This window comes from Streptomyces sp. TRD_SC_5, from assembly GCF_056836825.1.
The window spans coordinates 4,081,268-4,092,689 of the sequence record NZ_JBWZZS010000001.1 but is presented as its reverse complement, the minus strand read 5'-3'; the positions used below and the strand labels follow the sequence as shown (position 1 = coordinate 4,092,689).

Sequence of the window (11,422 nt, the reverse complement as noted above, 5' to 3'; positions counted from 1 at the left end):
GGACACGCCCGCCCCCGTTTCGCACACCAAGGTGCCCGGAGGGGACGTGCTGGGGCGCTCCCCGCAGGGTGTCGAACGCAACGAGCCCGAAGAAGACGCAGTACCCGAACGTTCGGCGCCCGAGGAGACGCCCCGGCGCAGCACCGACCCCGAAGCCACCGCTTCCGGAACCACCGCCGCCGAACGCACCGCTACCCCCCGAAAGGCACCCTCTTCATGACCCTCGTCACCGGAACCTCACGCCGCCGCGCCCTGATCGCCGGCTCCCTGGCCGTCACCACCGCCCTGGCACTCTCCGCCTGCGGTTCCTCCGACGCGGACAAGCCGAACACCCCCGCCGGAGGCGCAACGCACACCGTCAAGACCGCCATGGGAGACGTGAAGGTCCCGGACAACCCGAAGCGCGTCGTCGTCCTGGACACCGCCGAGCTGGACTCCGCGATCACCCTCGGCGTGAAGCCGGTCGGCGCGACGCACACCACCGCCGAGCCCGGCTTCCTGAGCTACCTGCCCAAGGACAAGGTCGCGGGCATCAAGGACGTGGGCGAGATGATGACCCCCAACCTGGAGGCCATCGCCGCCCTCGAGCCCGACCTGATCCTCACCAGCAAGATCCGGCACGCCGCCCTGTACGACGAGCTCAAGGAGCTCGCGCCGACGGTGATGACGGAGAACACGGGTTACCCCTGGAAGGAGAACTTCCAGGTCCACGCCGACGCGCTCGGCAAGAAGGCCGAAGCGAAGCAGGCCGTCGCCGACTACACCGCGCACGCCGCCAAGGTCACCGAGGCGGTCGGCGGCAAGGACAAGGCCGCGAAGACGAACGTGAATGTGGTGCGCTTCATCGAAGGCGCGGACATCCGCATCTACGGCAAGCAGAACTACATCGCGACGGTCCTGGCCGACGTCGGCCTGGGCCGCCCCGCCATCACCGACAAGGCGAAGGACGGCTTCTCGTACGACGTGAGCCCCGAGAAGATCAACCTCGCGGGCGAGGACGCCGACATCGTCTTCCACTCGACGTACGGCGACGCGAAGAAGGCCAAGCAGACAGACACGCTGAACAGCGGCCTGTGGAAGAACATGCCCGCCGCGAAGGCGGACAAGGTCTTCGGCGTGGACGACGAGCTGTGGATCCAGGGCATCGGCTACACCGCCGCGAACAAGATCCTCGACGAGATGCAGACCCACCTCACGAAGTAGGCTCCTACCGCCTCCGCGCCCGCCACACCAGATAGAGCGCGGAGGCGACGGCCGCCGTCCGTACGACCACCGGCCACACGCCCGACACCGCCTCACCCATCGCGCCCTGCGCGATCGGCTCGCCCCACCGGCCCTCGGTCCTGCCCCACAGCCACACGAACCCGCCCAGCGCGACCAGCCCCGGCAGGCCGAGCACCGCCCACTTCGCCTGGGCACGGCTGATGCGCCGCGAGGCGTACGCGAGCAGCCAGCCGCCGCCCAGAACAAGCCAGTTGCCGAGCACAGCGCCCACCACCAGCAGCGCGGCGGCAAGCAGCAGCAGAACACCGACGGGCGGCCGTACAACCTCGGGCTGTACGACGACGGCCGCGGCGGTAGTACGCCGACGCAGCCGCAGGAGGCGCCGACGCGGGGCCACTTCCGCCTCGACGGCACCGTTGCCTTCTTCTCCGGCATCTGCGTCGGCGTCCTCCGCGCCGTCACCCTCCACCGGCGGCGGCTTGAGTATCTCGGGGATCTCCACGCCCCCGGTGAATCCCGGCACGCTGACGCCCAGCCCGAACGGCCCCGGTTCGACGCGCCACCAGTCGGGTTCGCTGCCCTGCGGCCCGAGTTCGTCCGATCCGGCGAGGTGCGGCGGGGAAGCACCGGCGGACTGGTCCACCACGCCCGGCGGGGCAAGACCGCTGTCGCGCTCACGAGGCCGGGGAATCCACCCGCCGCGCCCGTTCGACCCGCCGCGCCGCTTCGACTTGTCACGCTGCTCCGGCAGCACGACGTGCTCCGGCAGTACGACGTGCTCCGGGTGCTCCGCCCCCCGCGCGGCCCCCCGCACCGTCCCGCCCGACGCGGCCCGCGCGACCAGCTCGGCCGGCGACCCGATCCGACCGAGGATGCGGCGTACCGCCGCAGGCGAGTCCGGCGTACCGAACTTGGAGCGCTGACGGTCGATCTCGTCGCGCAGGCCGGCCACCAGCCGCATCCGCGTCGCGGAGGGCAGCTTGTGCTGCTGGGCCAGGTCGCCGACCCGGCTCAGATAGTCATAGACGAGCTGATCGCTCTCGATCCCCACGCGCCGGTCCGTCCCCTCACCCTCCAACCTCCAACTTGCCTGCACCGACGGTAGCGCCACACCGGCTACCGTGGGGCGGATGGGGACCGGCGAGCGCAACCAGGAGGCGCACGTGTCCGAACGATCAGGCGCAACGCCACCACGCACGCTCGCGGAAGCACTGCGCACCCGCGGCGACGCGTCCCTGGCCGCGCTGCTGCGCGCCCGGCCCGACCTGCTCTCGCCCGTGCCGAACGACTTGTCGCAGCTCGCGACCCGCGCGGCGACGCGCGCTTCGGTCGTACGCGCGCTGGAACGGCTCGACCGGTTCACGCTCCAGACCGCCGAGGCGCTGGCCGTGGCACCCGACCCGGCGCCGTACGAGGCGCTGCGCCCGCTGATGACCGGCGACGACGGCGACCCGGCGGTCGAGGCGGCGCTGCCTGGGGCCGTTGCCACGCTGCGCGACCAGGCGCTGCTGTGGGGCGCGGACGACCGGCTGCGCCTGGTGCGTACGGCACGCGAGTTGCTCGCCCCCTCCCCCACGCACCCGTCCCCCACCGGCCTCGGCCCGACCGTCGCGGAGGCGACCGCCGGGATGTCGCCGGGGCGCTGGCAGGAGACCCTCGCGGCGGCCGGACTGCCGCCCACCCACGACCCGGTGTCGGCGGTCACGGCTCTCGCCGCACTCTTCAACGACCGCACCCGCATGTCCGAACTGCTCGACACGGCGCCGCCCGAGGCGCTGATGGTGCTGGAGCGCCTGGTGTGGGGTCCGCCGTACGGCGAGGTCACGTCGGACCCCGCACCGCCCGTGCGATGGCTGCGTGATCGCGGACTTCTGCTGCCGACGAGTCTGCGTACGGTCGTGCTGCCGCGCGAGGCCGCGCTGCATCTGCGCGCCGGGCGCGCGCACCGGATGCCGGAGCCGGTGCCGCCCGTCGTCAAAGCCGCCGCCGAATACCGTCCACAGGTTGTGGACGGCACGGCGGCGGGCCAGGCATACACGGCACTCTCCACCATCGAGGAGCTGCTCAAGGACTGGAACGAGGGCGGCCCGGCCGTCCTGCGCTCCGGCGGCCTGAGCGTCCGCGACCTCAAGCGGACCGCCGCCGCGCTCGACGTCCCCGAGCACACGGCCGCGTTCTGGGTCGAACTCGCCTACGCGGCAGGGCTGTTGGCCACCGACGGCGAGGCCTCCGAGCGGTACGCCGCCACGCCCGCGTACGACGAGTGGCTCGACCTCCCGCCGCAGCACCAGTGGACCCGCCTCGCCACCGCCTGGCTGCACGCCACCCGCACGGCCGGCCTGGTCGGCGGCCAGGACAGCAAGGGCCGCGTCCTGGCGGCGCTCGGCCCCGACCTGGACCGCTCGGCGGCCCCGGAGGTACGCCGACGGGTCCTGGCCCTCCTGGCCGAGCTGCCGCAGGGCGCCGCACCGGCCCCGGACCAGGTGCTGGCCCGGCTGCGGTGGGAGCGTCCGCTGCGGGGGGCGGGGGCGCCCGCCGAGGCCGGGGGCGCCGGTACGTCGCCGGGTGACCTGCGGTCGCGTATCGCCCTGTGGACGCTCACCGAGGCGGAGCTCCTGGGCCTGACGGGGCGCGGGGCGCTGTCCTCCCAAGGGCGCGCGCTGGTGGCCGCCGGAGGCACCGCTCACACGCGGGCGAGCGACGCCGAGGAGGCCGCGGCCGCCGTGACCGCCGCGGCTCTGCTCGCCCCGCTGATCCCTGAGCCGCTGGACCACGTGCTGCTCCAGGCGGACCTCACCGCCGTCGCCCCCGGGCCGCTGCGGCGGCCGCTGGCCGACACGCTCGACGTACTGGCCGATGTGGAGTCGAAGGGCGGGGCGACCGTGTACCGCTTCACGCCCGCGTCGGTGCGGCGGGCGCTGGACGCGGGCCGGGCCGCGTCGGACCTGCACACCTTCCTGGCCGAGCACAGCCGTACGCCCGTGCCGCAGCCGCTGAGCTACCTCATCGACGACGTGGCCAGGAAGCACGGGCACCTGCGGATCGGCGCCGCTTCCGCCTACGTACGGTGCGACGACGACGCGATGCTGGGCGAGATCCTCGCCGACAAGCGGTCGCAGCCGCTGGGTCTGCGGCGTCTCGCCCCCACCGTGCTGGCCGCGCAGAGCGACCCGGCGACGCTGCTCGAAGGCCTGCGGGGGATGGGCTTCGCGCCCGCTGGCGAGTCGGCGGCCGGAGACGTACTGATCACGAGGGCCCACGCCTACCGGACCCCGCCGCGCACCGCGCCCGTACCGGTGCCGGAAGGCCCGCCGACGCCGGACGACACGCTGCTGGGGGCGGCGCTGCGGGCGATCCGCGCGGGGGACATGGCGTCCACGGCGGTACGCAAGGAAGTCCCGGCGGCGGCCGCGACCGGGGCGGCGCCCACCCCCGGCGAGTTGCCGCGCACGACCCCCGCCGAGACGTTGGCCACGGTCCAGGCGGCGGCCCTGACCGGCTCGGCGGTGTGGATCGGTTACGTGAACGCGGACGGGGCGGCGAGCCAGCGCGTGATCGCGCCGGTGCGGGTGGAGGGCGGCTTCGTCACGGCGTACGACCACACGGCGGACGAGGTCCGCACGTACCCCCTGCACCGCATCACGGGCGTGGCGGAGCTGGCGGACAGCCCTTAGCCGCTGGGCGGACGCCACGGCGCCGGGGGGCGCGTGTCACTTGCCGGAAGGCACCGTGTCCCCCCGCCCGCGCGGCGCGCGCCGGGCGTGCACCGACCGGCCGATCCGGCGGCCGAGGAGGAAGTAGCCGATGAGCGCGCCCGTCGTATTGAGGATCACGTCGTCGACGTCGAACGCCCGGCCCTCCACGATCGCCCCCTGCGCCAGCTCCACCAGCACCATCACCACCACCGTGAGAGCCACCACACGCAGCAGCCGCAGCGAGCGCGGCACGAGCACCGGCAGCAGCAGCCCGAACGGCATGCCCAGCAGCAGGTTGCCGCCGATCTGCTTGCACGCGGCGAGGAATGTGTAGTCCTCGGCGTACTGCCGAAGCGAGGCACCGGGCCGCAGGTTGGTCGTGACCAGGGCTTCCGACGCCTGCGAGGGCGCGAGCGTCAGCCGTGCCAGTACTGCCGAGAAGAGCACGAGGCCGACAAAGGCCAAGGCGACCGCGAGGGCCCGCAGCAGCGCCCGCCCCCATGAGCGACGAGGTTGCGCGTCGACCGCGCCATCCGCTTCATCCGCTTCAGCTGTCATGGACACCCGCCTACCCCGACTCTCGACCCGTATCGCATGCGATGCGGCACACTGGACGTTTGGCCGTACGGGCCGACCTGCCGCAGAAAGGGCCGAAACACGCGTGAACGGACCCCTCATCGTCCAGAGCGACAAGACGCTGCTCCTCGAAGTCGACCACGAGCTCGCCGACGCCTGCCGTCGGGCGATCGCGCCCTTCGCCGAGCTGGAGCGGGCCCCCGAGCACATTCACACGTACCGGGTGACGCCCCTCGGCCTGTGGAACGCACGGGCCGCCGGACACGACGCCGAGCAGGTCGTCGACGCGCTCGTGGAGTTCTCCCGGTACCCGGTCCCGCACGCGCTCCTCGTCGACGTCGCCGAGACGATGGCCCGCTACGGCCGCCTCACCCTCTCCAAGCACCCCGTCCACGGCCTCGTCCTCACCTCCACGGACCGCCCGGTGCTGGAGGAGATCCTGCGCTCGAAGAAGGTCCAGCCGCTGGTCGGCACCCGGCTCGACGCGGACACGGTCGCCGTCCACCCCTCCGAGCGCGGCCAGATCAAGCAGACGCTGCTCAAGCTGGGCTGGCCGGCCGAGGACCTCGCGGGTTACGTCGACGGCGAGGCCCACGCGATCGAGCTCGCGGAGGACGGCTGGGCGCTGCGCCCGTACCAGAAACAGGCCGTCGAGGGCTTCTGGCACGGCGGCTCGGGCGTGGTCGTACTCCCCTGCGGCGCGGGAAAGACACTGGTCGGCGCAGGCGCGATGGCTCAAGCCAAAGCCACCACCCTGATCCTCGTCACGAACACCGTCTCGGCCCGCCAGTGGAAGCACGAGCTGGTGAAGCGGACGTCGCTGACCGAGGAGGAGATCGGCGAGTACAGCGGTACGCGCAAGGAGATCCGCCCGGTCACCATCGCGACGTACCAGGTCCTGACGACGAAGCGGAAGGGCATCTACCCGCACCTGGAGCTCTTCGACTCCCGGGACTGGGGCCTGATCGTGTACGACGAGGTGCATCTGCTGCCCGCACCGGTCTTCAAGTTCACGGCGGACCTCCAGGCGCGCCGCCGCCTCGGCCTGACGGCGACGCTCGTGCGCGAGGACGGCCGCGAGTCGGACGTCTTCTCCCTCATCGGGCCGAAGCGTTTCGACGCGCCGTGGAAGGAGATCGAGGCGCAGGGGTACATCGCGCCCGCCGACTGTGTCGAGGTACGGGTCAACCTGACCGAGACCGAGCGGCTCGCGTACGCGACGGCGGAGGCGGAGGAGAAGTACCGCTTCTGCGCGACGACCGCGACCAAGCGGAAGGTCACGGAGGCGCTGGTACGGAAGTTCGCGGGCCAGCAGATCCTCGTCATCGGCCAGTACATCGACCAGCTCGACGAGCTGGGTGAGCATCTGGACGCCCCGGTCATCAAGGGCGAGACGTCGAACGCGCAGCGCGAGAAGCTGTTCGAGGCGTTCCGGCAGGGCGAGATCAGCGTGCTGGTCGTCTCGAAGGTCGCGAACTTCTCGATCGACCTGCCCGAGGCGACGGTCGCGATCCAGGTGTCGGGTACGTTCGGCTCCCGCCAGGAGGAAGCTCAGCGCCTGGGCCGGGTCCTCCGCCCGAAGGCGGACGGCCACAAGGCGCACTTCTACTCGGTGGTCGCGCGCGACACGATCGACCAGGACTTCGCGGCACACCGCCAGCGCTTCCTGGCGGAACAGGGCTACGCGTACCGGATCGTGGACGCGGACGAACTGATGGCGGACGACGGCACCACGCCGTAACGCGGATCCCGCACGAGCACCTCCGCGTCCGCCTCCGCCTGTTCTAGTCGCCCGCCCGGCCCGCCCGGCGACCTGGAGTGGCGATGCGTCCCGCCGGGGCGGGTTTTCCCGTCACGGCGGACTTGGCCGCCGGGGGGACGGGGCGCGGCTGAGGGACCAACCGGCGGACACGCCCCCGTCCCGCCGCGTACACCAGCAGCGCCAGCCCCAGCAGCGGGTACGGGGACGCCAGCGGCTGCTGCCACCAGGGGAGCCGGAGGTCCAGCGCTCCCTCGTGCGGCACCAGCCACAGCGTCCGGGCCAGGAAGGCGGCGGCCACCGCTGCGGCCACCTTCCACCGCCCCTCCGCCGCGAGCACCGCGAGCACCGGCACGCACCACACCCAGTGGTGCGACCAGCTGATCGGCGAGACCAGCAGCGCCGTCGCCGCGGTGGCCAGCACGCCCCATGTCTCGCGGCCCGCTCCGACCGCCGCCCGGTGCGCGGCCCACAGCCCGGCCGCCGCGACGAGTGCCGCGGCCGCGAGCCAGACCGGACCGGGCTCGGGATCGTGCAGTACGCGTGCCAACAGCCCTTGCAGCGACTGGTTGTCGACGATCCACGCCCTGCCGACCCGCCCGGTCTCGAAGACCCGCCGGGTCCAGAAGTCGACGCTGGCATGCGGCAGTACGAGCGCGCCGAGCAGTACCGTGCCGGTCAACGAGGCGAGGGCGGTGAGGCCGGCGCGTACACGGCCTGTCAGCAGCAAGTACACGATGAAGATCGCGGGCGTGAGCTTGACGCCCGCCGCGACGCCGAGCGCGAAACCCTTGCCGATCGCGTCGTCCGTACGGGTCAGGTCCCACAGGACGAGACACACGAGAGCGAGGTTGATCTGTCCGAACAGGATCGTCTGGAAGACGGGTTCGAGCCACACGCCGACCGCGGTTCCCGCGAGGACGACCGCGGGGCCGGCCGGGAGGCGGGCGAACCGGCAGGAGAGATGGACGAGGAGCGCGAGGAGCGCGGTGTTGCCGACGGCGAAGGCGACCTTGAGGGCGCCGATCGGCAGCCAGGTCGTCGGTACGAAGAGGATCGCGGCGAACGGCGGGTAGGTGGCGGGCAGTTGCCACTGGGTGACGGTGAACCCGTACAGGTCGGTGCCGTTCGCGACGGCCGCACCTTCCGCCCGGTAGACGAGGGTGTCGGCCATGGGGATGTGCTGGAGTACGCACAGCGTGGCCAGCGCGGCCAGCGATACGGCGAGCAGGATGCCGGCGGGCATCCGGGCCGGTACGGCCGGTGATCGAGGGGTCACACTCCGTTGTTCCACGGCCGCGACCCTAGTGGACAGCGGAAGCGGGTCGGAGAGCGGGTCGGAGACCGGACCGGGGAGCAGCCCTGTGGAGCGGCGTGCGCTCAGTAGCGCTTCACGCCCGCCTCCTGCGCGTACTCACCGAGGACAGCCACGCTGAACGCCGCGCTCACGAACACCTTGACGGCGCGCAGGGCCTCGCCGAAACGGTGGCCGGGATGCGCGTCGCCCATGGCTGTGGCGCCGCCGACGGGGTGGTTCCGGTGGGCGGACGGGCCTGGGGTGAAGGTCGATGAAGTCATGTCTCCATGATGGATTCCGGACATTTTGTGCACAACGGTCTGCGGGCTGAACTCCGCGCCGCCCGCCTCCTCCCGGGGTCTGACCCCACCCCTAGGGCAACGCCTCCCGGCGTCCCTCCGGGGCGGAAAACCATTGGCCCGTGCGACGCCCCCGCGACTACAATCCCCGGTCTTCCCGCCTCCCTTCGTGGAGCGCCGCCGCCCGGACGGAAACCGGCCGGTCCACGCAGTGATCCCCCACGCGATCCCCTCGTGTGATCCCCTCCGGAGGCAGCACCGTGCCCGCGCCCGACCTCAGCCACTCCCTCGAACGCGACCCCGATCCCCTGGGGCGCGAGCGTGCCCACCTCACCGCCTCGCGCGCCGCGCTGCGGTCGATGCGCGAGGACGCCCAGGCCCTCGACATCCGCGACGTCACCGCGAACTGGGTCAACGCCGTCGTCCTGAGCGCCCAGATCGAGGAACGCATCAAGTCGCTCGCCGACCTTTCCCACACCCCGCTGTTCTTCGGCCGCCTCGACTACCTCCACGCGGTGGGCGCGGACCAGGCGGAGGGGGCGGAAGGGGAACGCTTCTACATCGGCCGGCGCCACGTCCACGACCCGGACGGCGACCCGATGGTCATCGACTGGCGCGCGCCCGTCTCCCAGCCCTTCTACCGCGCGTCCAAGAAGGACCCGCTGGACGTCGGGCTGCGGCGCCGCTTCGGTTACACGGGCGGCGAGCTCACGGCGTACGAGGACGAACACCTCTCCGACCCGGCAGAGGCCGCGCGGACCAGCAAGCTGCTCCAGGCGGAGATCGAACGCCCGCGTGTCGGCCCGATGCGGGACATCGTGGCGACGATCCAGCCCGAGCAGGACGAGATCGTACGGTCCGGCCTGTCCGGCAGCGTGTGCGTGCAGGGCGGTCCGGGGACCGGGAAGACGGCGGTGGGCCTGCACCGGGTCGCGTACCTCCTCTACGCGCACCGCGACCGGCTGGCCCGCACGGGCACGCTGGTCATCGGCCCGAACAAGTCCTTCCTCCACTACATCGAGCAGGTGCTGCCCGCGCTCGGCGAGCTGGAGGTCAAACAGGCGACGGTGGACGACCTGGTGGCGGCGCACGGCGAGGTGCGCGGCACGGACGAGGCGGTCACCGCGGTGATCAAGGGCGACGCGCGGATGGCGCAGGTGCTGCGAAGGGCACTGCGCTCGCACGTCACCGTCCCGGCCGAGCCCGTCGTGGTGGTGCGCGGCTCGCGCCGCTGGCGGGTCCCGGCGTACGAAGTCGAAGAGATCGTAGGCGAGTTGCTCGCCCGCGACATCCGCTACGGCGCCGCCCACGACGCGCTCCCGCAGCGCATCGCCCACGCGGTGCTCGTACGCATGGAGGAGGCGGGCGAGGCGCCCGACGACCGGGTGCAGGACGCGGTGGCGCGCAACCCGGCGGTGAAGGCGGCCGTCAAGGCGGCCTGGCCGGCGGTGGACCCGGCGAAGCTGGTGCTGCGCCTCCTCTCCGACGCGGATTTCCTGGCGGAGCACGCGGAGGGGTTGCTGTCGGCGGAGGAGCAGAAGCGCATCCTGTGGGCGAAGCCGGCGCGGTCGGTGAAGTCCGCGAAGTGGTCGGCGGCGGACGTTGTGCTGCTGGACGAGGCGGCGGATCTGATCTCGCGTACGCACTCGCTCGGGCATGTCGTGCTCGACGAGGCGCAGGATCTGTCGCCGATGCAGTACCGGGCGGTGGGCCGCCGCTGCACGACGGGCTCGGCGACGGTACTGGGCGACCTGGCGCAGGGGACGACGCCGTGGGCGACGGCGAGCTGGCCGGAGGCACTTCGCCACTTGGGCAAGCCGGACGCGGCGGTCGAGGAACTGACGGCGGGCTTCCGCGTGCCGCGCGACGTCATCGCCTACGCGTCACGGCTGCTGCCGGTGATCTCGCCGGGACTGGCGCCGGTGTCGTCGGTGCGGGAGAGCGCGGGGGCACTGGCGGTGCGCCGGGTGGATCCGGCGGCACTGACGGAAGCGGTGGTGTCGGCATGCGCCGAGGCGCTGCGTCACGAGGGCTCGACGGGGCTGATCGCGGCGGACGCGCGCGTGGCGGAGCTGGCGGCGGCACTGACCGCGGCGGGCCACGCGTACCTCTCCCCCGGCGAGGAGACGACGGCGGAGTCCCGGCTGACACTGGTGCCGACGTCGCTGGCGAAGGGTCTGGAGTACGACTACGTGGTACTGGACGAGCCGTCGGCGGTGGTGTCGGGCGAGCCGGACGAGCGGACCGGGTTGCGTCGCCTGTACGTGGCGCTGACCCGAGCGGTGTCGGGCCTGACGATCATCCACACGGCACCGCTCCCGACGCCGCTGCACTGAGCGAACGGCCACTACGCGAACCGTCGCGCACGCGGCGCGGCTGTGACATTTGCGGCTCCGCCGCGTGAGGGCAAGCCCCAGACCCCGGACGGGCTGGATTTGCCGCCCTTCCCACTCAGCGGCACCATCAGCCCCTCCGGCGCTTGAGGAGCGGGGTCTGGGGCAGCGCCCCAGTTCGGGAAGGGGCGGGTAGGGGAAAGCCCCGCGCAGCGGCACCGCCCCGCACGCACCGCCCC

At 72.6% G+C, this 11,422-nt stretch carries 8 protein-coding genes; 4 read left to right on the top strand and 4 right to left on the bottom strand.

All coding sequences use genetic code 11. The features are described 5' to 3' along the window. Positions 1-216 precede the first annotated feature (216 nt). Positions 217-1,203, top strand: coding sequence for an ABC transporter substrate-binding protein (locus tag AC1P0E_RS19060; protein WP_482743357.1), 987 nt, complete (start codon positions 217-219; stop codon positions 1,201-1,203). A gap of 4 nt (positions 1,204-1,207) precedes the next feature. On the opposite strand, the gene AC1P0E_RS19055 is transcribed toward AC1P0E_RS19060, so the two are convergent. Further along, positions 1,208-2,275 (bottom strand): hypothetical protein, encoded by a 1,068-nt coding sequence (locus AC1P0E_RS19055; protein WP_482743356.1) that lies wholly within the window; start codon positions 2,273-2,275, stop codon positions 1,208-1,210. A 79-nt stretch (positions 2,276-2,354) separates the two neighbouring features. Between AC1P0E_RS19055 and AC1P0E_RS19050 the strand changes: the two genes are divergently transcribed. Then, positions 2,355-4,898, top strand: a complete 2,544-nt coding sequence (locus AC1P0E_RS19050; RefSeq protein WP_482743355.1) for a helicase-associated domain-containing protein — start codon at positions 2,355-2,357, stop codon at positions 4,896-4,898. 36 nt (positions 4,899-4,934) lie between these two features. On the opposite strand, the gene AC1P0E_RS19045 is transcribed toward AC1P0E_RS19050, so the two are convergent. Then, on the bottom strand, positions 4,935-5,477 hold the full coding sequence (locus tag AC1P0E_RS19045; RefSeq protein WP_482743354.1) for a VanZ family protein: 543 nt from the start codon (positions 5,475-5,477) through the stop codon (positions 4,935-4,937). Positions 5,478-5,580: 103 nt separating this feature from the next. On the opposite strand from AC1P0E_RS19045, the gene AC1P0E_RS19040 reads away from it, so the two are divergent. Next, positions 5,581-7,236 (top strand): DNA repair helicase XPB, encoded by a 1,656-nt coding sequence (locus AC1P0E_RS19040; protein WP_482743353.1) that lies wholly within the window; start codon positions 5,581-5,583, stop codon positions 7,234-7,236. Between the two features lie 43 nt (positions 7,237-7,279). On the opposite strand, the gene AC1P0E_RS19035 is transcribed toward AC1P0E_RS19040, so the two are convergent. Next, positions 7,280-8,500 (bottom strand): glycosyltransferase 87 family protein, encoded by a 1,221-nt coding sequence (locus tag AC1P0E_RS19035; RefSeq protein ID WP_482745808.1) that lies wholly within the window; start codon positions 8,498-8,500, stop codon positions 7,280-7,282. 134 nt (positions 8,501-8,634) lie between these two features. After that, positions 8,635-8,832: a hypothetical protein gene (locus tag AC1P0E_RS19030; RefSeq protein ID WP_482743352.1), complete on the bottom strand. Its 198-nt coding sequence runs from the start codon at positions 8,830-8,832 to the stop codon at positions 8,635-8,637. A 278-nt stretch (positions 8,833-9,110) separates the two neighbouring features. Here AC1P0E_RS19030 and AC1P0E_RS19025 point away from each other — a divergent pair, with 278 nt between their 5' ends. Next, positions 9,111-11,186 (top strand): HelD family protein, encoded by a 2,076-nt coding sequence (locus AC1P0E_RS19025; RefSeq protein WP_482743351.1) that lies wholly within the window; start codon positions 9,111-9,113, stop codon positions 11,184-11,186. The last annotated feature ends 236 nt before the right edge of the window (positions 11,187-11,422 follow it).

Excerpts from the sequence above, each read along its gene's own strand:
- AC1P0E_RS19060 (WP_482743357.1), top strand. The coding sequence starts at position 217 with ATGACCCTCGTCACCGGAACCTCACGCCGCCGCGCCCTGATCGCCGGC.
- AC1P0E_RS19050 (WP_482743355.1), top strand. The coding sequence starts at position 2,355 with ATGGGGACCGGCGAGCGCAACCAGGAGGCGCACGTGTCCGAACGATCA.
- AC1P0E_RS19045 (WP_482743354.1), bottom strand. The coding sequence starts at position 5,477 with ATGACAGCTGAAGCGGATGAAGCGGATGGCGCGGTCGACGCGCAACCT.
- AC1P0E_RS19035 (WP_482745808.1), bottom strand. The coding sequence starts at position 8,500 with ATGCCCGCCGGCATCCTGCTCGCCGTATCGCTGGCCGCGCTGGCCACG.
- AC1P0E_RS19030 (WP_482743352.1), bottom strand. The coding sequence starts at position 8,832 with ATGACTTCATCGACCTTCACCCCAGGCCCGTCCGCCCACCGGAACCAC.